General features: G+C 68.7%; 26 protein-coding genes and 1 tRNA gene. 16 read left to right on the forward strand and 11 right to left on the reverse strand.

Features of this window, described 5'->3' with window-relative positions:
• Positions 1-376: 376 nt before the first annotated feature.
• Complete coding sequence (locus tag B9S64_RS08745) at positions 377-811, reverse strand: VOC family protein (RefSeq protein WP_028439903.1); 435 nt, start codon at positions 809-811, stop codon at positions 377-379.
• Between the two features lie 523 nt (positions 812-1,334).
• Between B9S64_RS08745 and B9S64_RS08750 the strand changes: the two genes are divergently transcribed.
• From B9S64_RS08750 to B9S64_RS34920, 4 genes are all read left to right on the forward strand, one after another.
• Positions 1,335-2,075 carry a DUF6879 family protein gene (locus tag B9S64_RS08750; protein WP_103491760.1) on the forward strand — a complete coding sequence of 247 codons (741 nt, stop codon included), beginning with the start codon at positions 1,335-1,337 and terminating at the stop codon, positions 2,073-2,075.
• On the forward strand, positions 2,072-2,914 hold the full coding sequence (locus tag B9S64_RS08755) for a helix-turn-helix transcriptional regulator (RefSeq protein WP_103491759.1): 843 nt from the start codon (positions 2,072-2,074) through the stop codon (positions 2,912-2,914). The genes B9S64_RS08750 and B9S64_RS08755 overlap by 4 nt, the downstream gene beginning before the upstream one ends.
• Positions 2,915-3,230: 316 nt before the next feature.
• Positions 3,231-3,371 carry a hypothetical protein gene (locus B9S64_RS34370; RefSeq protein ID WP_181012324.1) on the forward strand — a complete coding sequence of 47 codons (141 nt, stop codon included), beginning with the start codon at positions 3,231-3,233 and terminating at the stop codon, positions 3,369-3,371.
• Complete coding sequence (locus B9S64_RS34920; protein ID WP_258037900.1) at positions 3,368-3,502, forward strand: hypothetical protein; 135 nt, start codon at positions 3,368-3,370, stop codon at positions 3,500-3,502. The genes B9S64_RS34370 and B9S64_RS34920 overlap by 4 nt, the downstream gene beginning before the upstream one ends.
• 177 nt (positions 3,503-3,679) lie before the next feature.
• Here the strand turns inward: B9S64_RS34920 and B9S64_RS08765 are convergent, their stop codons facing one another.
• Together B9S64_RS08765 and B9S64_RS08770 are read right to left on the reverse strand one after the other, a co-directional pair.
• A complete protein-coding gene (locus B9S64_RS08765) occupies positions 3,680-4,156 on the reverse strand; it encodes a hypothetical protein (protein ID WP_103491757.1) in 477 nt (158 codons plus the stop codon).
• Between the two features lie 60 nt (positions 4,157-4,216).
• Entirely contained in the window at positions 4,217-4,525 is a 309-nt protein-coding gene (locus B9S64_RS08770) for a thioredoxin family protein (protein ID WP_103491756.1), read from the reverse strand.
• Between the two features lie 188 nt (positions 4,526-4,713).
• On the opposite strand from B9S64_RS08770, the gene B9S64_RS08775 reads away from it, so the two are divergent.
• The 7 genes from B9S64_RS08775 (at position 4,714) to B9S64_RS34925 (ending at position 7,900) form a co-directional block, all read left to right on the forward strand.
• A complete protein-coding gene (locus B9S64_RS08775) occupies positions 4,714-5,376 on the forward strand; it encodes an HAD family hydrolase (protein WP_103491755.1) in 663 nt (220 codons plus the stop codon).
• Between the two features lie 433 nt (positions 5,377-5,809).
• On the forward strand, positions 5,810-5,995 hold the full coding sequence (locus B9S64_RS08785; RefSeq protein WP_237517642.1) for a hypothetical protein: 186 nt from the start codon (positions 5,810-5,812) through the stop codon (positions 5,993-5,995).
• Positions 5,967-6,494 carry a DUF6879 family protein gene (locus B9S64_RS08790; RefSeq protein WP_103491753.1) on the forward strand — a complete coding sequence of 176 codons (528 nt, stop codon included), beginning with the start codon at positions 5,967-5,969 and terminating at the stop codon, positions 6,492-6,494. Before B9S64_RS08785 ends, B9S64_RS08790 begins: the two co-directional genes overlap by 29 nt.
• Positions 6,494-7,339, forward strand: a complete 846-nt coding sequence (locus B9S64_RS08795; RefSeq protein ID WP_103491752.1) for a helix-turn-helix transcriptional regulator — start codon at positions 6,494-6,496, stop codon at positions 7,337-7,339. The genes B9S64_RS08790 and B9S64_RS08795 overlap by 1 nt, the downstream gene beginning before the upstream one ends.
• A gap of 131 nt (positions 7,340-7,470) precedes the next feature.
• Positions 7,471-7,632, forward strand: a complete 162-nt coding sequence (locus B9S64_RS08800) for a hypothetical protein (RefSeq protein WP_258037899.1) — start codon at positions 7,471-7,473, stop codon at positions 7,630-7,632.
• Positions 7,629-7,769 (forward strand): hypothetical protein, encoded by a 141-nt coding sequence (locus B9S64_RS34375; protein WP_181012324.1) that lies wholly within the window; start codon positions 7,629-7,631, stop codon positions 7,767-7,769. The genes B9S64_RS08800 and B9S64_RS34375 overlap by 4 nt, the downstream gene beginning before the upstream one ends.
• A complete protein-coding gene (locus B9S64_RS34925) occupies positions 7,766-7,900 on the forward strand; it encodes a hypothetical protein (RefSeq protein WP_258037898.1) in 135 nt (44 codons plus the stop codon). The genes B9S64_RS34375 and B9S64_RS34925 overlap by 4 nt, the downstream gene beginning before the upstream one ends.
• 624 nt (positions 7,901-8,524) lie before the next feature.
• Here B9S64_RS34925 and B9S64_RS08805 read toward each other — a convergent pair.
• The 4 genes from B9S64_RS08805 to B9S64_RS08815 all read right to left on the reverse strand — a co-directional run bounded on the left by B9S64_RS08805 (position 8,525) and on the right by B9S64_RS08815 (position 11,864).
• Entirely contained in the window at positions 8,525-8,851 is a 327-nt protein-coding gene (locus B9S64_RS08805) for a hypothetical protein (protein WP_103491750.1), read from the reverse strand.
• A gap of 4 nt (positions 8,852-8,855) precedes the next feature.
• A protein-coding gene (locus B9S64_RS35520; protein WP_375153042.1) for an IS5 family transposase occupies positions 8,856-9,679 on the reverse strand; the annotation gives its coding sequence in 2 pieces (ribosomal slippage) (positions 8,856-9,353 and positions 9,356-9,679; 822 coding nt in all).
• A gap of 428 nt (positions 9,680-10,107) precedes the next feature.
• Entirely contained in the window at positions 10,108-10,746 is a 639-nt protein-coding gene (locus B9S64_RS34140) for an MAE_28990/MAE_18760 family HEPN-like nuclease (RefSeq protein WP_146060128.1), read from the reverse strand.
• A 14-nt stretch (positions 10,747-10,760) separates the two neighbouring features.
• Positions 10,761-11,864 (reverse strand): DUF262 domain-containing protein, encoded by a 1,104-nt coding sequence (locus B9S64_RS08815; protein ID WP_103491748.1) that lies wholly within the window; start codon positions 11,862-11,864, stop codon positions 10,761-10,763.
• A gap of 770 nt (positions 11,865-12,634) precedes the next feature.
• On the opposite strand from B9S64_RS08815, the gene B9S64_RS34145 reads away from it, so the two are divergent.
• Positions 12,635-12,742, forward strand: coding sequence for an integrase (locus B9S64_RS34145; RefSeq protein WP_146060127.1), 108 nt, complete (start codon positions 12,635-12,637; stop codon positions 12,740-12,742).
• Between the two features lie 68 nt (positions 12,743-12,810).
• Here B9S64_RS34145 and B9S64_RS08820 read toward each other — a convergent pair.
• Positions 12,811-12,885 (reverse strand) — tRNA-Val (locus tag B9S64_RS08820).
• Between the two features lie 398 nt (positions 12,886-13,283).
• Here B9S64_RS08820 and B9S64_RS08830 point away from each other — a divergent pair.
• The 4 genes from B9S64_RS08830 (at position 13,284) to B9S64_RS08845 (ending at position 16,830) form a co-directional block, all read left to right on the forward strand.
• Positions 13,284-14,054 (forward strand): DUF4097 family beta strand repeat-containing protein, encoded by a 771-nt coding sequence (locus B9S64_RS08830; protein WP_103490275.1) that lies wholly within the window; start codon positions 13,284-13,286, stop codon positions 14,052-14,054.
• Between the two features lie 70 nt (positions 14,055-14,124).
• Positions 14,125-15,492: a hypothetical protein gene (locus tag B9S64_RS08835; RefSeq protein ID WP_103490276.1), complete on the forward strand. Its 1,368-nt coding sequence runs from the start codon at positions 14,125-14,127 to the stop codon at positions 15,490-15,492.
• A gap of 253 nt (positions 15,493-15,745) precedes the next feature.
• On the forward strand, positions 15,746-16,444 hold the full coding sequence (locus B9S64_RS08840; protein WP_103490277.1) for a DUF4383 domain-containing protein: 699 nt from the start codon (positions 15,746-15,748) through the stop codon (positions 16,442-16,444).
• Between the two features lie 158 nt (positions 16,445-16,602).
• Entirely contained in the window at positions 16,603-16,830 is a 228-nt protein-coding gene (locus B9S64_RS08845) for a zinc ribbon domain-containing protein (protein ID WP_037876859.1), read from the forward strand.
• Positions 16,831-16,940: 110 nt separating this feature from the next.
• Here B9S64_RS08845 and B9S64_RS08850 read toward each other — a convergent pair whose 3' ends face one another.
• The 3 genes from B9S64_RS08850 to B9S64_RS08860 all read right to left on the reverse strand — a co-directional run bounded on the left by B9S64_RS08850 (position 16,941) and on the right by B9S64_RS08860 (position 21,021).
• Positions 16,941-17,600, reverse strand: a complete 660-nt coding sequence (locus B9S64_RS08850) for an O-methyltransferase (protein ID WP_103490278.1) — start codon at positions 17,598-17,600, stop codon at positions 16,941-16,943.
• Between the two features lie 77 nt (positions 17,601-17,677).
• Positions 17,678-18,529 (reverse strand): HAD family hydrolase, encoded by an 852-nt coding sequence (locus tag B9S64_RS08855; protein ID WP_103490300.1) that lies wholly within the window; start codon positions 18,527-18,529, stop codon positions 17,678-17,680.
• A gap of 23 nt (positions 18,530-18,552) precedes the next feature.
• Complete coding sequence (locus B9S64_RS08860; protein ID WP_103490279.1) at positions 18,553-21,021, reverse strand: phosphoribosyltransferase; 2,469 nt, start codon at positions 21,019-21,021, stop codon at positions 18,553-18,555.
• Positions 21,022-21,135: the final 114 nt, after the last annotated feature.

Raw genomic sequence — 21,135 nt, forward strand, 5'->3', positions numbered from 1 at the left:
TCACCGGCATTCCCACTGAGGCCGACGGAGGCTCGTCCGTGATGACGTTGAAGGTGTATGTGGTCGACCGAACGGGACGGCAGACCCGGTTGATACGGCCGAAGGCGGAAGTGACGCCGGTGGACGTGATCCAGCCGTCCTCGGCGTTCCCACCGTGTCGATGCGACCGATGCGAGGCGCCCGCACCATGAGGAGAGCGGGACCGCCGCTCTGTCGGCTCTGTCGGCTCTGTCGGCCCCTGTCGGCGAGGCCCGCGCCACCCGTGCCCGTGCCCGTGCGACCGAGGCGGTCACACGGGCACGGGGTGTACCCGGGGCGGAAGGGCTACGCGCCCCTGCTGGGGATCAGGCCCTCATCCCCACTCCTCACGCGCCCGTCACGCGGGGCCCGCGCCGACGCAGAACTCGTTGCCCTCCGGATCCGCCATCGTCACGTGATGCCCGTCGAACCTCTCCAGGACGGTCCCCCCAGCCGCCACCAGGCGCGCGGACTCCGCCTCGATCCGCGCCCATCGCTCGTCCGGGCTGCCGTGCCCCGGCACCCGGACGTCGATGTGCAGCCGGTTCTTCGCCACCTTGGGCTCGGGAACCTTGAGGATGCTCAGCCGAGGTCCGCGCCCCTCGGGATGGCAGAGCCACGCCCCGTCGTCCACGGACTCGTCCTCGGGCAGGTCGAAGTGCGCGAACCACTCCGCGCGGGTCGCGAAAGGAGGCGGAGGCGGCTCGTCCACGTAACCGAGGGCCGTCCTCCAGAAGGTGGCGAGCAGCTGCGCGTCCGCGCAATCAAGCGTCAAGTCGAATCCGGCTGTCATGGGGGGACCGTACTGCCCAGGTCTGACAGTCGGGGGACGACGGAAGGGGGCCCGGCCGGATGCGCCTGGTTCCTGGCATACCTCATGCGGTTCGAGGTGGCCCTCGTTCCCAGGTTGTCGCAGAGTCCGCGTCACAACCCGACTCCGTCCTCTCGCCCCCGACGACACCTGTGCCGGACGCATGCCCGCGGGAGTGCTTGTCGCCGTTCTCGCCTGACCTGTTGTCAGTGGCCTGCGGCATGATGCGGCGCATGCAGGTCGCTCGCTCGGGCCTGGCGGGCTCACGGTCGTCGGGACCGAGCGGATGTCGGTTCAGGCTGCCGTGTACTGGTGCGCCCGGTCCCCGTACTCCTCGGCTGGCGTCGGTTGTGACTGCGCCCCCTGCTTCGTCATGCCCTACGGGTGTCGCAAGCAACGCGCCCCCACTTCTCCGTCTGCGTCTGCTGCAATCCGGTGCAATCGGCCCCCACGCACTCCTGGCGGTCTGCATGCTGAGGGTCCACCCGCAAGAACGGAGCCCTCTGTGACGCTCAAGTTCCTCGGCACCACCAGCGACAACGGCGACTGCCCCACCCTGTACGAGGTCGAGGCGACCGGGGACATCCTCGTCCAGGGCGACCGGGTCACGGACCCCGGCCAGCTCGCCCGGCTCCGGAACGTCAAGGAATCCGAGACGTTCGTGGTCGTCCCGCGCGACCTGCTCATCCGCTTCGCACCGCGCACCGAGGCCCCCGAGATGGTGCCGTTCTCCGATATCCGCGACCTGTTCGCGGAGTTCAAGCACACCGCCTGGCGGCTGGAGACCCGTCGGAGCTACGCCACGGACCGCCGGAGCCCGAAGTGGGATCGGTGGAAGGCAGGCGCGGACATCGCCGCCGAGCCGGTCGACGCGTGGCGTGCGAACGTCCAGCAGCAGGTCGCCGCCGGGAAGCGGTTCGAGCGGGTCCGCCTCGTGGACGAGCCCCTGACCGAAGGGCAGGCGTTCCTTCTCGCGTCCAGCCCCGGCAACGTCTCGGCAGGCGAAGACATCCGCAACCTGACCCGCAGCCGGGCCGAGGCGCTGGGACTGCCGGACTACGACTTCTGGCTCTTCGACTCCCGCACCGTGGCACGTCTCGTCTTCGACGAGGACGACACCACCCTGGGCGTCGTCCTGTCCCAAGACCCGGCCGAGGTCGCAGCGGCCTGCCAGGCCCGGGATGCCGCTTGGCACCACGCCATGCCCACCCTCCAGTACACGGAACAGGTACGTTCCTTGGCGTGAGCACGGACTTCCAGGCCAGCCGTGAGGCTCTTGGCGCGAGACTGCGGGAGCTACGCGCCAGCACAGGCCTGAACGGCAACGCGTTCGCCGCGCGGTTGTCCTGGCCGGCATCGAAGGTGTCGCGTCTCCAGAACGGCAAGCAGACCCCGAGCGCTGCCGACCTGGAGGCATGGGCCACCGCCGCAGAACGCCCCGAGGTACTGGCCGAGTTGAAGGCGCGTCTGTCAGGGCTGGACACCACCTACCGGTCCTGGCGCCGCCAACTCGCTGTCGGCCACCGGCCCCGTCAGGATGAGGGCATCGCCGAGACCTCCGTCACCAGCCACATCCGTGGCGTCGAGGTGGTGCGGGTGCCGGGCCTGTTCCAGACTCCCGACTACGCCAGGCATCTGTTCGAGCAGAACGCCGAGTTCCGGCAGACACCCCGGGACATCGAGGCTGCGGTGAGGGCCCGTGTCCAACGTCAGGAAGCGCTGTACGACCCTGACAAGCGGTTCGAGTTCCTGATTTACGAACCCGCCCTGCACGCCCGCACCAGTCCTGTCCCCGTGCACGCCGCCCAACTCGACCGGCTCATGGGCGTGATCGGCCTCGACACCGTCAAGCTCGGCGTCATCCCTCTCGGCGCCCGCCTGCGCCGCGCCCCTTCGCACGGCTTCTGGATCTACGATCGGCGGCTCGTCATCGTCGAGACCATCAACACCGAGATGTGGCTGGAGGACGCGCCGACCATCCAGCTCTACGAACGGTCGTGGGAGTGGCTGACCGAATCCGCGGTGTACGGCGAACGAGCCCAACGTCTCATCGGCCGTGTACGAGCCACGCTCACCGCGCCCTGAGCAATTTTGCGCACCCGTTCTCCGGCCGCGCGCAATCCGGTGCAATCCACAGAAATCTCTCCGGTGCCCGCCTCTACGGTCAGCGGTACCAACTCGCCGCCCGTGAACGGGGAGCCGTGACCACCACCGCGTTACCGCACGTGCCCGACCCTCTGACCTTGTCCGACGCTCAACAGCGCGGGGCCTCCTGCATCTGGTGTACGGCCCCACTGGCCAACGCAACGGCGCCCGACCTCGGCGCCCGCCCGCTCGACGCGCACGAAGTCTCGGTCCTCTGGTTCCCCCGCTGCTGCCGCACCTGCCAGAAAGCCCGGTCATGACAACGAAGACAGCAACGAACGCCGAAGCCGCGTACAAGATCTGGCTCGGACACACCATCCAGTGCACCGCCTGCCGGACCACTCCCTGCGTAACGGCCGTACGGCTCGGCCGCGCCTGGCGGGAGGCCCGCCGATGAGCCGTACTGCCAAGACGAAGCCGCCCACCCCGAAGCCGACCGAACGAGACCCGGTACTGGAGAACCTGATCTGGCTCCAGCAGACCCGTGAAGCGCGGCTGGCTGCGGCGCGGGCGCAGCGGGCCCGCTGACAGCCTGCTCGATGGGGTCGTACACGGCGAGGCCGCCACCAGCACGGGGCGGGCTCCGGACCCGAGGAAGCCGAGCCGTCCCCGCCAGCCATGGAGGATGAAGGCGGGCGCGCACCGCAGACGCGGACGCGCGCGCCGTGCGCAGCGCCTTGATGAAGTAGAGAAACCCTTACCGCATTACGGACCCGTGGCTTCAAGAGTGGCGCGGTTGGCGTCGATACGTGCTGCGAGGGCGATGAGCGAGCACGCGACTCGGGCCCCTGGGATCGGCTCGAAGTCTGTCACGGCAGGTGCTGTGGAACGGTAGTCGGAGGGGTGGATTCCCCAGGCTTCGATCAGGCTCCAACCAGCTTGGACCTCGGCGGTCTCCCCATCGGCGGATGTCACACGAAGCCAGGCCGTGCACTGGTCGGAGAAGTCGTAGGGCAGGTAGACGGTACCGCCCCCGTCTCCGAGGCCGGCGACCTGCGAGTTCCACTGCTCCAGCAGACGCGAGAGCCTGAGGCCAAGGCCACCGGGAACGATCGGAGAGTCGTCCAACGCGAAATAGTAGGAATCACATCGGTGTTCATAGCGGCCCATACGCAACCGCAGGTCATCGTGCGACCCCTTGGTGCGGACACGGTCAAAGTGCAGCGCGACCTCTGCTGACATGAGCGGCTTCCTGGCGGATTTCAAGGGCCGTCGCAACACCGGCGGAGCGTTGCGACGGCCCTAGAAGGTGCGGGTGAGGGCCTGGACGAGCTGATCGACGGTGGGCACGCCTGCGAGGCCGCCCGGGGTCGAGTAGACACGGCAGGTCAGACCGTACGAATCGGAGGCGGCGGGAAATGGGTCCCGGCCGTCGATGTGAATCGTGGGAGAGCCGGGAAAGCGCACTGCCTGGGCCTCCTCATCCGTTTCGACGGCGCGGAGCTTCACGTCCACATCGGAGCGGCCTGCGGCGGCGAGTGCCGCGGTGAGGTGCCCCTGAGCGACGGTCCAGTTCGGGCAGCCGGCGAAGTAGAGCAGTTCAATGTCCACGCGCCCATGATGCCTCTGGATCACATCGGGGTGTCGGGCAGGCGTGGGAACCGCTGAGCTCGGGCTTCCGGCCGAGCGTTGTGCATGGCCGACTGTTGAGTCCAGCGGAACTCGGGGACAAAGGAGGCCCGGCTCGGCGGCCGGTCAGCAGTGGGTGCGGGTGCTCATCACCCTCTACGATCACCGGCATGATTCGTGCGGCGGTGTTCGACGTGGGCGAGTGCTTGGTGGACGAAACGCGGGAGTACGGCACATGGGCCGACTGGCTGGGCGTACCCCGCCATACGTTCGCCGCGATGTTCGGCGCGGTCATCGCCCAGGGGCGCGACTACCGGGACGTGTTCCAGGAGTTCCGGCCCGGTTTCGATCTGTACGCCGAACGCGAGGCGCGAGCAGTCGCGGGGCAGCCCGAGCACTTCGGTGAGGAGGACCTGTACCCCGAGGTCCGGGACTCCCTGGCGGCGTTGCGGGCGGACGTGCTCTGGCTCGGCATCGCCGGGAATCAGACGGTCCGCGCCGGTCGGATCCTCCGGGAGCTGTTCACTCAGGACGTGGATTTGATCGCCACGTCGGACGACTGGGGCGCGAGCAAGCCAGATCCGGCGTTCTTCCACCGGGTTGCAGAGGTCGTGCCGGTTGAGCCCGAGGAGATCCTGTACGTAGGCGACCGCATCGACAACGACCTACGTCCCGCCGTCGCGGCGGGCATGCACACGGCCCTCGTCCACCGTGGCCCATGGGCGACGATCCAGTGGCGTAGCGAGGAGGCAGAGAAGCTCCCGACCTTCCGGATCGAGAGCCTGCTTGAACTGTCCCCAGCGATCCGCACCTTCAACGAGCAAGAGTGCTGAACGAACGTGCGGGTGATCCCGTGCCCGTCACGCTCCCATCCTCACAGCGCGGCCAGGCGTGCGGTGATCTCTTTCTCCGCCGACCGTTCCTTGCCCACGGTCGGCTCCCTTCGGTCAGCGGTGCCTGGATCCCCGCAAGACCCCGGCCGACCGGTGCATCGTGACAGGGGCGCATCGCCCGCCTGAGCGGTGTGGCCGGCGCCGCTGCTGGTGTCATCGCGCTCATCGCAGGACACGGCACTGGGCCCCTGTCCTGACTTCGGCCGGGACCGGGGGCGCCTTCGTGCATTCCGGCCCGTAACCATCACCCCCGGCGGCACGATGGTCCGAGCACAGCCATGCAGACGCATGGCATCTGCCGCCGGTGGAGGCGATCGTGACCTTACATTTCATCGCGAAAGACCCAGACACGAACGGGGACCACTGCCCAACCATGTGGTTCGACGACGAGAAGCAGGAGTTCGTCTTCCAGGGATGGAAGGCCGACGCCGCCCTGGAGACACGATGCCGGAAGGCCGGTCCCATCCCCGAGACGGAGGCCGTGGTCCGGCTCCCGGCTCGGATGGCTGACGCGCTGAAGGAGTTGCTCGATGTCGCCCGCACCGCCCCCGTTCGCTGAACTCCTCGCTCAGTGCACCACCTCGGCCGTGCACCTGGAAACCCGGGATGTCTACGCGGTCGATGAGGAGGACCAGGACCTGAAGGCCTGGCGCGCGGGCGAGCTGGCGAGCGTCGCCGATCGAGCGGCGTGGTGGGGGCCGTTCCACGACGCGGTCGCCGCTGCGGTCGGACGGGGCGTCGCCGTCCAGCGGGCCCGCGTCATCTCCACACCGGCCACGGAGTACATCCGGTTCGAGCACGCCTGCACCGCACGCAACGTGGCCGCAGGCGAGGAGGTGCGGTGGCTGCCACGCGTCCAGGCGCTCGGCCTGCTCCTGCCCGCCCACGACTTCTGGCTGTTCGACGGTCAGCTGGTCCGGTGGCACCACTTCGCAGGTGACGGCACGCACGTGCGCGACGAGCTCGATGACCGCCAGGACGTAGCCGCCCGGATCGCGGCCACGTTCGGCGTGGTGTGGAACCGGGCCGTGCCGCACCAGGAGTTCGCGATCAGCTGATGGCACCCTCCCCGTCAGCCCGCGTCCAGGAGGCGCGCGACCGCATCGCGGTCCGCCTGCGTGCTCTCCGGGCCGACGCGGGCCTGACGGGGCAGCAGTTGGCGGAACGCACCGGCTGGCAGGGCTCGAAAGTGAGCCGCCTCCAGAGCGGCCGCTCGCAGCCGTCCGACGAGGACATCCGCGTCTGGTGCCGGGCCTGTGGCGCGGAGGAAGAGGCTGCGGACCTGATCGCGGCTGCCCGGCAGGCGCAGCAGATGTACACCGAGTGGCGCCGCGTGCAGCGTGCCGGGCTTCGCGGAGTGCAGCAGGCTCGACGGCCGCTGTACGAGCGGACCAAGGTCATGAGGGTGTACAGCTCCAGCGTCATTCCGGGGATGCTTCAGACGCGGGCCTACGCCACTGCCCTGCTGTCGGAGATCGCCCGCTTCAACCGGATCCCCGACGACGCGTCGGCGGCCGCCGACGCCCGGCTGGAGCGGTCACGAATCATCCGGCAGGCCGGGCGCCGGTTCCCGATCCTGATCGAGGAGGCCGCTCTGCGCCGTCAGATCGGCGGCCCGGACGTGATGGCCGAGCAACTCGGACATCTGCTCCGGGCGGCGGCGCTGCCCTCCGTAACGCTGGGAATCATCCCCTCCGAAGCCGGACCGCTCTGGCCGCTGGAGACCTTCACGATCTTCGACGCCGAGCAGGTGTCGGTCGAGCTACTGACGGCCGCGATCACCATCACCACCCCGTCCGAGGTGGCCCAGTACATCGCCGCGCACGACGAGATGGGCGCGGGAGCGGTTCACGGACCAGGGGCTTTGCGGCTGATTACGCACGCGGGCTCCGGGCTCGCGTAGAAACTCGTAGAAACCGGAACCCGGGACGACCGGGCTGTCCCTACCGTCAGCCGTACTACTCACCTACAGCAACCGGGGAGACGGCCATGGTCACGGTTCCTGATGAGTTGCCCCTGCCCGACCCTTTGACCTTGTCCGACGCTCAACAGCGCGGGGCGTCCTGCATCTGGTGTACGGCCCCACTGGCCAACGCCACCGCACACGACCTGGGCGCCCGCCCGCTCGACGCGCACGGGGTCTCGGTCCTCTGGTTCCCCCGCTGCTGCCGCACCTGCCAGAAAGCCCGGTCATGACGACGAAGACAGCAACGAACGCCGAAGCCGCGTACAAGATCTGGCTCGGACACACCATCCAGTGCACCGCCTGCCGGACCACTCCCTGCGTGACGGCCGTACGACTCGGCCGCGCCTGGCGGGAGGCCCGCCGATGAGCCGTACTGCCAAGACGAAGCCGCCCGCACCGAAGCCGACCGAGCGGGACCCCGTACTGGAAGACCTGATCTGGCTCCAGCAGACCCGCGAGGAACGCCTGGCCGCAGCGCGAGCGCAGCGGGCCCGCTGAACTCACCGACCGTACGCGGCCGAGGTGCGGGCAGGGCCTACTTCCGGACGAGGTCAGCCAACGTGCCAGCGCCACGGATCCCACACCGAAAGGTGACGAACAACAGCTGCCCCGTGGGACATCCATGCGGCATCGATCATGGAAACGGCCGTCCAGTCTGGCCGGGTTGGAGGGCCTTAACCGGGTTTTCCTAGGGTGGGCTCGGACAAGTACGACAACGACGTCTACTTTGCAAGTTCGACCCCAGCCCGCTTCCGTTGGTGTCCTCGACTGGTGCGGCGGACGGACAGAGTCGCTGATATACGCACTTGCTAGATTGCCTGATGGTTGAAGACCGGTCAGAGAGCCTTCGAGGTCCGCGGTCAAGGGGGGTGGGCATAAAGGTCCCCGGGAGCCACCTCGGGACTATGTTGCAGGCCGTAGATCCCCGCCCCCCTCTCCTCCCTGAGGCATTGGCCTGCGTGGACTCTCGCATGTACGCGCCTCGCCCCATGCTGAGCGGGGTGATGGCGGCGTCGATCTTGCTCTCCGGGACTGCACCAAGCTACTCAAGCGTCTTGAGTGACGAACGACAACTGTTCTGGGGGGATGCGGACTCTTAGAGCTCCTAACACAATGAGGTAGTCACCAGCAGGCGACGCACTGGGTGCGATCCTCCGACAGGAAGATCGTGAAACGTCTCTGCGATCCAGTGACGGTCGCCATGTAGACCCGAGCTGTTCCTGCGGCCTGGAGTCCGGCGATGGCTTCGTCAAGGCCGGGCCGAGGTCTGACACCCGTGTCGAGCATGACTTCGTGCCGCCAGGACCAGATGTCCCAGAGCTGTTGCGCAGAAGCCGTTTGGTTCAGGAAGACCTCGAAGTCCGCGCCTGCCTCCAACTCGGCCAGAGCTGCGCGTGCAGAGATGCAGCCATCCTGGGACAGTGCGGATTGCAGGGCGTCTCGGTTCATGCGATCAGTTTGCCGGGCCGTCCAAGGACAGCACCCGGCGGTGGGTGATCAGGCAGCACGCAAGCTTGAGGAAGGCTTCGTGGATGTCGGCTCGGCGTTCCCAGCGGATGCGGAGTCGTTTGAAACCATGGAGCCAGGCGAAGGTACGCTCGACCACCCATCGGTAGGCGCCCAGGCCGCTGCCATGGGCTGTGCCGCGGCGGGCGATGACGGGGATGATCCGCCGGGCCCGGACTTGGTCGCGGTAGATGTCGTGGTCGTAGCCGCGGTCGGCGAAGACCGACTCCGGCTTGCGGCGGGGCCGCCCGGGTCTGCCTCGGACGGGTGGGACGGCATCGAGCAGGGGCATGAGTTGGGTGACGTCGTTGCGGTTGCCGCCGGTGAGGATGACGGCGAGCGGGGTGCCGTGGCCGTCGGTGATCAGGTGGTGCTTGGAGCCGGCCCGTCCCCGGTCGACTGGCGACGGGCCAGTCTGGAGCCCCCTTTTAACGCTCTGACGTGGCTGGAGTCGACGACCGTCCGCGACCAGTCGAGCCGGGCGGCGGCGTTCAGCTCGGCCAGCAGCACCTCATGCAGCTGTTGCCAGACTCCGGCCTCGTTCCAGTCCCGCAGTCGACGCCAGCACGTCATACCGGACCCGAAGCCGAGCTCCTGGGGCAGGTGTTCCCACTGGATGCCGGTGTGCAGCACGAACAGGATCCCGCACAGCACCTGCCGGTCCGGGACCGGCTTGCGGCCCGGGTATCTGAACCGTCTCTCCCGCTTCGGCAGGAGTGGCTCGATCCACTCCCATAGGTCATCCGACACGGTCCACGGTGAAGCCCCCATGGCCGGGCAACGCCGATCCCGACGACCGGACACGGTCACCAGGACCGATCCACCTCATTGTGTTAGGCGTTCTTAGTGGACTTCGGCCACAAGAAAGCCCCCCGACCGGGACCGGTCGAGAGGCTTCAAACAGGCTCTCACCTGCTGTTTATCACTGGTGGGCGCGGACGGTTTCGAACCGCCGACATCTGCTTTGTAAGTTCGCTCAGGCATCCTGCTCCCAGGCAAACAGCCCAGACGCCGGCGTTCTGGACGGCCGACCTGTACCGCCTCTGTACGCCATCGTTGATGTCAGTTCTAGATGTCATGTCACCGCGGTACGAACACCGGAGCCGTTCGATCGCGGGGGAACTTAAAGCATCCCTGCCCAACGAGAACGGCGGTAGCGACCATCCGCGACACGGAAAACCCGGACCGGCAATTCGATTTCACCGGGCCAGATAATACTCATCACGAGCCGCATTCAATAGCTGATCGGAGAATAGATCGATAAGGTATCGAACCGAATCTAGCCGCTCTTCTGCATCTTGGCGATCAAATTTCGCCAGCTCTCCGTGAGCCACTTGATTTCGCCCGTATAGCAGCTTTTCATCAATGAAAGCATTGCGGGTTTCATATTCATCCAAGTAATCAAGCCCAAGGCCTTGCACGAGCGCCTTAAACACAACGGATGATAGATTACTCTCAGTATCGAAGCACTTCTCTGGCCTAGCCGAAAAGGTCTTCTTTCTGTCTACGTCGATACAGTCAAGCAAGTCGCCGAGAAAGTAATTTTTAGAGCTAACCGAAGCCTGCTTGAAGCGCGATGCAACATAAGCCGCCTGGAAAGGATACTTAAGTCGCCCAACTGGCAACTGGCGGGAATTTATGTGCTTCACATAGAAGGCGCTGCCAGCCTTCACGAATCCCTCCCAGTGCGCATAAGAAATCACTACGGCAGCACGATGCAAGAGTTCCTGATGGGACTGATCTTTCCCTTCCTGGAATAGGATAGAGAATCGCGACAGCTCGACCTTTCGCAAGGACAAATCTCGCTGCACCTTGTCGCTGAATCTTTCCAGATCCACGTGCCCCTCCGGCGCTAGCTGGAAAAGAGTTGACGTCCGAACGGGATGGTGATCTTCATTCGCTGATCTGCCCTGACGCCGGTAGCGTGACCTGCACTGAAACGGCTGTCCGACCAGAGAAGGGATCGCTTTTCCTGAATCTTATCGGAACTTGGCAACTCGCCCGGCAGGTGAAACCCCAGCCCTAGAGCAAGCGCCTCAAACGCCGTAAGAGAGAAGGGGCCCTCAGATCGTTCCCGCGCAGCGTTGAAACGCCTCAAGACGTCGGCTCCACCGGCCTCACGCAACGCCTGGAAGGTAGCCCTAAAGGCTTCACTCTCCTCGTCGAGACGCTGGTCATCATATTCGACCAAGGAGACGATCTCGGAGGTCAAAAAGTCTCCGATGTTGCCCACAGTGGAGAGTTTTTCCTTTGGGATCTTCCGCAGGAGCACGAACCGCAGAGCGAGTTCCATATGGTAGCGCTCATTGATCAGCCGTTCCGGCAAATCAACGACTCCAACAAATGACCGATCCTGCGAAATGCCAGCAAGCCATTGATAATGCTTATCACTGAGACTCACAAGTAGGCAGTTTCGAAGCTCTTGCGGAGTCGCCAGAGAACCGAATGAATTAAGCCTCTGAAACAGATCGTACTTTGTTCGATTGTCACTTTCTCGCTTGATGATTTTCACATCAATGCGCGCACGCTTAAAGTCAATCCTTTGGGCAGGAGTCAGGTTCCTCTGGGCACCTTCACGCTCCTCATATGCGCAGCCCTCAAGTTGACTCAAAAAGGGCGGCTTAGTACAGACAAGAGGATCGTGAAGATTTCCGCCCTCATCTTTCAAAATACCCATGAATTGGAAAATCGTAGACATGCGCTGGACCCCATCCACAACATCCCAGACGCCCTTCTCGTTTTGGGCGACAAACATGCTCGGAAGAGGAATTCCAAGGAGAATACTTTCAATTAGACGGCTACTCTGTTCAATCCTCCAGCGAAAAATCCTCTGGAACTCAGGGTGAATGTCAATCTCACCATCTTTGTAGAGGTTTGCCAGCTCACCAATGGACATTGGATAAGAATCCGTTGCGATCCTGCGGCGATACTGTTCGATTTCATTTTCAAGCGTCATATCAAGAGGCTAGCAGCTCGCGCGAGCGGCCCGCGGGTCTTCGCAACCATCGCCACCAAGCCCCAGATGGGCGTCTATGCCAGCAGCGCTATGAAGCAACTCGTGGCGGGATCGTCCACTGCGCCTGGCGGACCTCTGGTTCCGACCGCTAACTGGAGAATCCTCAGGTCACACGAGGCTTCAGCCCTTCCCCACCACCCACCTCAGCTCCCATCCCGTCTGCCTTCGCCCCACACACCGTGGAGCGGTCGTGGTTCAGGGCGTCAAGGTGGAGCGCGCCGCTGTACGAACGACCTTGACGCCCTGGGCCGCGACCACTCGGCTCTGCCTGGGTCGAAGGTGGTCGGGATGGGAGCCCCACGACGCCCGCCCTGCTCCGGCCGGCACTCGCGAACGGCGCCCCTCCCATCCCGGAGTCTGAGCGCCCCCGCCGGAGGCATCGTCTTGAAGCCGCGGGCTTGGTTCTCGTCTCATGCCCCCGGGCCTATCCAGTTGTGGACGCGCGTCGGCGGCGGCAGCGCCGAGCGGGCCGAAGGCAGGAGCGCGGGCGCAGCCAGAGCCGGGAAGCGCGCCCGGCGGAGCGCAGCGCAGCCGGGTGCCTTGATGAGGTAGAGAAACCTGTAACAACCCACCTATGCGGCAGGCTGTCAGATGCTTGGCCCGGGACCGATTCCGTCTGCGATGTCCTGCCATGGAATCGGTGATCGCTTCGGCCCGTGCTCGGGCGAGCGCCTGGCGCCTGGCGCCTGGCGCCTGTGACCCTTATTCGCGTGGTCGAATCGATGAACTTCTACGCCCACGTCGTCCAGGACTCCCAGCGCGAGGCCGTGAGTCACCTCGACCGGATGTTGAAGCGGCAGCGTCCCGACCGTGGGTGATCGTGCCCGTTGATGTCAGACGTAGATGTCAAAGACCCCCAGCCACGATCGGCTGGGGGTCTTTGTGCTGGTGGGCGCGGACGGTTTCGAACCGCCGACATCTGCTTTGTAAGAGCAGCGCTCTACCCCTGAGCTACGCACCCGTGGATGAGCCAACAGGTTACATGGCCCCAGCCCCCCGACGGCAATCGGTTGCCCCGGGACGAGGACCGGGGCCAGGGCCGGGACGAGGACCGCGACCAGGGCCGCCACGAGGCCCCCGCCCCGGCAGCCCTCGCCCCCCGTGCGCCGGGCGACCCGTGCGAGGCTCCGCCCGCCCGCCCCCGGGACGCGCACGCCCTCCTCGCCGCGCCCCCGGGGCGGGCGGGCAGGCGGGCAGACGGGCAGCGCGGCCAGGCCCGGCCCCGATACGGGGGATATCCCCACCCCGAGACGGTAGCCGCCCGGATCGTACCGGGGTGGTGGCGCTGCATACGGTGAGGGCACATTCGGCAGCACGCGGCACCGCTTCGCAACCGCTTCGCAGGGGGACTCGATCACCATGACCATCCGTACCGGCAGCAAGGCGCTCATCGCCTCCGGGGGCACCGTCCTGCTCGTCGCCGCCCTCAGTGGGTGCGGTTCCACGGACGTGGAGGACGCGCCCGTCGAGACGAAGTCGTTCGCGTACAGCGGCTCGTCCCTCACCATCGACGCGGAGAACTCCGTCGTGGACGTCGTGCCCGCCGACGTGAAGGAGATCGAGGTGACCCGCCAGGTCGACGGGTGGGCGCTGCTCGGCAGTGGGCCCAAGCCCGTCTGGAAGCTGGAGGGGGACAAGCTGACGTTCCGGGTCAACTGCCGGGCGTTGATCAGCGACTGCGGGTCACATCACCGTGTGAAGGTGCCCCGGGGCATCGGCCTGTCGGTGGAGGCGGACAACGGGAAGGTCACCGCGTCCGGGTTCGACACCAAGCTCGCCGTCTCCTCGGACAACGGCGGCGTCGTGGTACGGGACTGCAGCGGGCCGCTGGACCTGAGGAGCGACAACGGTTCCGTCCTGGCCGAGCGGTTCACCGGGACCTCCCTGATCGCCCGGTCGGACAACGGTTCGGTGAAGCTCGGGTTCAGCGCGGTCCCGAAGCTGGTGGACGTCACCAGTGACAACGGCGGTATCACCATCGACCTGCCGGCCGGGGGCGAGGAGTACGCGGTGTCCGCCTCGGCCGACAACGGGAACGTCTCCGTGGACGTGCCCCGGAGCGACAAGAGCCCCTATGTCGTGAAGGCGAACAGCGACAACGGCGAAGTCAAGGTCCGAAGGGCGAACTAACCGGCCCCCGTGTTCGTCCTTACTGGTGCGAGAATGAACCGGGCAGGGCAGATCGGCACGGGAGAGGGATGTGACGGCGACGCACAGACGGCCGCGGGTACGGGCGAGGGGCGGCTCGGCCGTCCGGGACGTCCTGGGGCTGATGCTGCTGCCGGTGCCGCTGGTCGTCGCCGCCCTGCCGGGCGCCTTCGCCGGCGGGGGCACCCGGCGTTGGTTCGGCGGCCGGGGGGAGAGCCAGCGGGCCGACGCGCAGGCCGCGAAGGACGCCGCCGCCGCCGCGTTCTACGAGCTGGACACCGCGCAGCGGGATCTCAACATCTCGATCGAGACGATCACCGCGGTGGACAGTTCGCCCCGGGCCCGCAAGGCGGTGGAGGACTTCGCCGCGCTGGGCCGGCGGATCGACGAGGCCAGCCACACCTACATCACCGCGGTCGACGAGCACGATCTCGACCGGGACGACCTGGAGCAGTCGGTCGCGGCCGCCGCGAAGACGCGGCTGACCCGGGCCAAGGACGATCTGCTGCGGGTGAAGGCCGACCTGGACCGTTTCGCCCAGGGGCTCGGGCCGTTGCTGGGCAGCGCGGAGACCCAGTTGGCGCGGCTCGCCCCGGCCGTGGAGCGGGCCCGCCAAGCCCTTCTGGGGGCGAGCAACGCCCTGGACGCGGTGCGGGCGTCCGGGCTGCGGGCCGACGACCTCGCGGCCCGGCTGGCCGCTCTCGCCCCGGAGCTGACCAAGCTGAACCAGGGCGCCGGGCAGCACGGCGTGGCCGGGACGCTCCAGCGGGCCGACCAGGTGCTGCGCGACGCGGAGGCCGTACGGGCGGAGGCCGAGCGGCTGCCCGAGCGCGCCGCCGAGATCGACCGCCGCCTGGTGACGCTGCGGACCCGCGCGGAGGCGCTGACGACCCGCGCCGGGCAGGTGGAGCCGGTGCTCAGCGAGCTGCGGCGGCGGTTCGCGGCGGCCTGCTGGCAGGACCTCCAGCCCGTACCCGAGCAGGCGGCGACGAACGTGCGGCAGGCCGAGGAGAAGCTGGCCGAGGCCTCCCGGGCGCGGTCCGAGCAGCGCTGGGCCGACGCGACTGCCCGGCTCAGCACCGTACGGGCCCTGCTGAACGCCACCGACGAGGCGGTCTCGGCCGCCGGTGACCGGTTGAACCGCCTGAACGCCGTGTCGAAGGACCCGCAGGCGGAGATCGAGCGGACCCGGTTCGCGATCCGGGACGCCCAGCGGCTGGCCATGGCCGGACGGCAGACCCCCGATCCGCGTCACGCCCGGCCGCTGGACGACGCGGTGGCCCGGCTGGAGCGGGCGGTCGCCGGTCTGGAGGGCCGCCACCCGGACTACTGGCACTTCCTGACCGAGACGGAGGCCGTGCGGCAGACGGCGACCCGGGTGGTCTCCGCGATCCGGGACGAGATGAGCGGCAGCGCCTGACAAGCTGAGCATCGGCGCCTGACAGGCTGAGCGGCGGCGCGCTGACGAGCTGAGCGGCGGGGGCCCGAGGCCGGGCCGCGAGGCCCGGACTTGTCACCCGCCGCCCCCGGGCCGAAGCTGGACGTACGGGAACTACCGGGTACCCGGGTCACCGGGTGCCCCCGGAAGTACGTACGTACGTCCACCCGGCGGCTTCTGTCCGGTCCGTCGTGTCCGGGCCGCGCCAGCCGTACGGGGGCGAGGGGAGACCGTGATGGTCACGCATGTCCCGCATCCGCATCCCACCCGCGCGCACGCCCATGATCCGGGCCGGCGCCCCTCGCGGAGCCGGTGGCGTCGCGGGGCCATCCGGCTCGACGAGCAGTTGCCGGTGGACCACAGGCTCAGCCGGGTCTACCGGATCGGGGCCGGTCTGATGGGACTGTTCCTCATCGCGTTCGGCATCCTGGGGCTGATCGACCGCATCGGCTTCTTCGACACCGGCGGCGACACCGTGGCCGGGCTCAACACGAACGGCACGCTCAGTGTGCTGTCCATCTGCATCGGTCTGCTGCTCTTCGTCGGCCGCGTCGTCGGCGGGAACTTCGCCTCGACTCTGAACACGGTGCTCGGCGTCGCCTTCATCCTCAGCGGCTTCGTGAATCTGGCGTTGCTGGACACCAGCATGAACTTCCTGGCCTTCCACATGCAGAACGTGATCTTCAGCTTCCTGGTCGGGCTGTTGCTGATGACGTTCGGGATGTACGGGAGGGTGAGCGGCGGTCTGCCCCACGACAACCCGTACTGGCGGGCCCGCCACCCCGAGCAGGTGGCGCGCGACGACGACCTGCCCGACGACCTGCGTACGGAGCTGCGGCCGGGCCCGGCACGGCCCGAACCACCGCCCGACAGCTCCCAGGACCACCCCCGGAAGCCCGGCGCCTGGCGGAGGAGAAGGGCGCGCCACTCCTGAGCGAGCCCGTGGGCGCCGGGCCGGGCCGTGGGGCGCCGGGCGGGCGTGTGGGCGTGCGAGGCGTGTGGATTCACGCATCGCGCGCGGGCGCCCGTCCCCCGGGTGAAGGGCAGCGCCAAGTCCCCCACCGCCCGGAATCGATCATCTAATCTGGGGCCATGCCCCGTTACGAGTACCGTTGCCGCCCCTGTGGCGAGACCTTCGAGGTCAGCCGTCCCATGGCGGAGTCGTCCGCCCCGGCCGCCTGCCCCGCCGGGCACGAGGACACCGTGAAGCTGCTGTCGACCGTCGCGGTGGGCGGCTCGTCCGCGCCTTCGGCGTCCTCGGCGCCGGCCGCCCCCGCGGGCGGCGGTGGCGGCTGCTGCGGTGGCGGCTGCTGCGGCTGACCCCGCAGGACGCCCGCTCACCTGCGGCTGACCGCCCGGGGACGCCGGCTCACCCCCGGCGCGCCCGGGGACGCAGGCTCACCCCCGGCTGACCACCCAGGGGCGCCCGCTCACCTGCGGCGGGAGAGCGTCAGCCCGTCCGCCACGGTGAGCATGACGCTGTCCATCCGGGCGTCGTTGAGCACATGGTCGTTGAACTCCTTGATCGCCGCCGTCGATCCGGTCGCGTACGGGTCGGTGACGCCCCCGTGGTAGAGGACGTTGTCGGTGACGATCAGGCCACCGGTCCGCATGCGGGGGACCAGCTCCTCCCAGTACGGGAGGTAGTTCCCCTTGTCGGCGTCCAGGTAGGCGAGATCGATGTGCGGCTCGTCCGGCATGGCCCGCAGGGTGTCCAGGGCGGGGGCGATCCGCAGGTCGATCCGGTCGGCGACGCCCGCCTCCTCCCAGGCGGCCCGGCCCACCGCGGTCCACTCCTCGGAGACGTCGCAGGCGATCAGTGTGCCGTCCGGCGGGAGCGCCTGGGCCATCGCCAGGGCGGAGAAGCCGGTGAACGTGCCGATCTCCACGACGTGGCGGGCGCCGACCAGCCGGACGAGGAAGGCGAGGAGCGGCCCCTGCTCCTCCGAGGACTGCATGCCCGCGCGGTCGGGGAACCCGGTGCGGGTGGTCTCCACCAGCTCACGCTGTACCGCGTCCAGGGGCGGGTTGTGCGCCAGCATGTAGGCGTACAGCTCGTCGGTGATCTTGGTTTCGTTCCCTCGGGTCACGGCGCCCTCTTCCTCGTACGCGGCAGGATGCCCTCAGTCTGCCGAAGACGGGCGGCCGTAGACCCCTCACCACGCGCTCAGCGGGTCTCCGCCCTGCCGCCGGACGCCGTGGTGCGCAGGAAGCGGCGCAGGATCTCCTCACCGGCGGCGACGCCCCGTTCCTCCAGCGCCTCGGTGTTCGGCGCGTCCCAGCCGCTCTCGGCGAGTTCGCCGTGGGCCGGGCGCCAGGCGTGGTCGGCGGCGAGCAGCAGGTCCGAGTCCAGCAGGGAGTCGCCCGCCGCGAGGGTCGTGGTGGCGCCGCACCGGCGGGCCACCTCGCGCATCGCGGCGCTCTTGGTCAGCGGCTGGGGGACGGCGTAGATCTTGCGGCCCTGAAGGGAGACGGTCCACCCCCGGGGGCCCGCCCAGGCGGCCAGTTCCTTCACCCAGCCGTCGGGCAGGGCCGCGCGGTCGACCACGAGGTAGGCGAAGACGTCTTCGGCGACCCGTTCCTTGAGCAGCCACGCGGGGTCGGCGGTGGCGAGGAGGTGGGCGCGTACCTCGGCGAGGGGGGCGCACTCGGAGGCCAGCCGGGCGGCGACCTGCCGCTGCCAGTCGGGGTCGGAGACACCGTCGACCAGGAGGTGTCCGCCGTTGGCGCAGATCGCGTACCGGGGCGGGGGGCCGGGGAGGTGGATGCGGTGGTACTGCTCGCGGGTCCGGGTGGTGGTGGGGACGAACACCGTGGTGCGGGCCAGGGTGTCGAGGAGAGCGGCGGCCTCCTCGGTCATGTACGAGAGGGGCGCCCGGTCGTAGACCTCGACGCAGAGCAGCCGCGGGGCCCGCGCGTCCTCCATGGTGAGCTGGAGGGCCGCGGCGGAGTAGATCAGCGTCCGGTCGAGGTCGCTGGCGACCAGCGTCACGCCGGCCACGGGAGGCGCCGGGGCCATGGCCGCCGGGGTGTCGGGCGCGGTCACTTCTCCGTCACCTCCGGTACCCCCGCCACCGCCGTGCCGGACGCGCCGGTCGCACCGCGGTTGTACTTCGGGTGGATCAACCCCACGCAGGTGTACGGGAGTTCGTCCACCTCCTCGACCGGCACCCCGCGCTGTTCCGCGAGCAGCCGCACATGGGCCAGGTCCGCGCCCGCGCCGCGCTTGGCGAGGATCTTCCAGGGGACGCGGCGCAGCAGCACCCGGGTGGTCTCCCCGACGCCGGGCTTCACGAGGTTGACGTCGTGGATGCCGTACTCCTCGCTGATCCGCTCCACGGCGGCCCAGCCCTCCCAGGTCGGGGCGCGGTCGGCGGCGAGCAGCTCCTTGGTCTCGGCGTCGACGGCGTCCACCACCTCGTCGAAGCGGGCGACGACCGTGTCCAGGAAGTAGCCGGAGACGTCGGCGTCCGCGAGTTCGCGGTAGAACTTGGCGCCGTGGAAGTCGTTCGGGCCGACCAGGTCGGAGCGCAGGACCGTACGCGAGACCAGGCCGGAGACGGTGGAGTTGAGGCAGGCGGACGGGATGAGGAAGTCCTCGCGCGTCCCGTAGGTGCGTACGCAGCCGCCGGGGTCGGCCAGGACCGCGATCTGCGGGTCGAAGCCGTCGAACTCCTCCAGGGCGGCGGCGAGTTCACGGGTGATGGCGCCCTTGCCGGTCCATCCGTCGACGAAGACGACGTCGGCCGGGTCGTGGTGGGCGGCCAGCCAGCGCAGAGCGTTGGCGTCGATGCCGCGTCCCCGGACGATGGAGACGGCGTAGTGCGGCAGGTCGATACCGTGCCGGTGCCGGGCCCAGCGGCGCATCAGGACCCCGACGGGGGTGCCGGCGCGGGCGAGGGAGACCAGCACGGGCCGGGAGCCCGGGTGTTCGGCGAGGACGGTCTCGGTGACGGTGCCCACCGCGCGGGCGATACGGGTGGCGGAGGTGGCCAGGGCCGCCCTGAACAGTTCCTGGTACTGCGGGGTGGGCTGGTACTCGACCGGCAGCGACTCCGCGTAATGGGCGCCGCCGCTCTGTATCGCCTCCTCGCGTTCCTCGGTGGGAGCCTCCAGCGCCGTGTCCGAGAGGTCCTGGAGCAGCCAGCCGACCTCGTCCGCCGCGTAGGAGGAGAAGGCGGGGCCCCTCAGGGGTTCGGGCAGCATGGCGGCGTCCTGCCTTTCGGCGGGTGGGGGCGTGGGGACGTACGAGGGGACGACCGCGAGCAGGACGCGGCCGGTGTGTCCGGCGAGCCGGTCCAGCAGGCCGCCGGGGGCGTGCAGGGCGGGGGTGTCGGCGACCGAGTCGACGACGGCGACGACCGCGTCGAAGCCGGCTCCGGCCACGTTGTACGCGTACCGCTCGCCGGGGCCGTCGGAGGGGGTGTCGTGGGCGGGGAAGACCAGCTGGGTGCGTATGGCGTAGCCGGGGTCGTCCACGGCGAGGACCGGTGAGCGGGTGGTGGTGGAGTACCGCACCTCGGCGGTGGTGGCGTCCTCCAGGGCGGTGCCGAGCCGCAGCGGCGCGTACATCAGCTCCTCGAAGCCGAGCACGAGCACCCGGCGGGCGTCGCCCAGGGCGTCGGCGAGACGCGCCACCATGTCCGGCAGGGCCGCTTCCAGGGCGGCGCGGTGGACGGGGGTGAAGCCGTGGCGGCCCCCGTCGGGGACCCCGGCCGGCCAGCCCAGCTCGACCCGGACGGGGGCCGGGCGGGCTTCGCGGGCCGGTGGCGGCTCCTCCTGGTGGGCGCCGGTCCGCTCGGCGAGCTGGTCGGCGACCAGGCCGAGGCCCTTCTCCAGGACCCCGTCCGGCAGGCGCACGGTCCCCCGGGCACGGGCCACGAGGTCCACGCGGGCGCCGATCTCCCGGGCGAACGCGGTGAGCGTGGCCCGGTCCTCCGGTGACCGCATGTCCACGAGGGCCACGATGACGTACCGGTCGCGGGGGTAGCGCTCGTGGAGGGCGCGGATGGTGTTGAGCACGGTGTTGCCGGTGGAGAACTCGTCGTCGACCAGGACCAGGGGGGCTCCCGGGGTGGCGCTGAGCAGGCCGGGCCGCGCGGGGAGCAGGAGGTGGGAGGTGGCGTGGGAGTGGGACTCCTCGAAGCCGCCCGCCCGTGCGACGCCCTCGACGGGGCGGCGGGTGGAGTGCAGGTAGGGCGCGACCCCGAGGCCGTCCGCGACGGCGTGCCCGAGGCCCGTGGCCGTCTCCGCGTAGCCGAGGACGACCGCGCGGCGCGCCTCGGCCTCGCCCAGCAGGTCGCGTACCCGCTCGCCGAGCTCGTACCCGGCGCCGTACACGACGGACGGCCGCTGCGGGACGTGCTTGCCCAGGACGTTGGACACCAGCAGATGGGCGCGCTTGGGGTTGCGCCGCAGGGCGAGGCCCAGCAGGTCGCGGAGTTCCGAGTCACCGACGAGTTCGACACCCAGCCGCTCGGCGACCCAGTCGCCCGACCAGTCCACGTCCACTGCCACTTCTTTCCTCACCGCTGTCCTGTGCCGGGCCGGCTCATCTCCGGCCGGTCCGATGTGCGCCGGTCCGGTGCGGGCCGGTCCTGTGCGGGCCGACGCGCCTCCGGCCGC

The sequence above is a fragment of the Streptomyces sp. SM18 genome (assembly GCF_002910775.2).
In the GTDB taxonomy this organism is placed as follows: domain Bacteria; phylum Actinomycetota; class Actinomycetes; order Streptomycetales; family Streptomycetaceae; genus Streptomyces; species Streptomyces halstedii.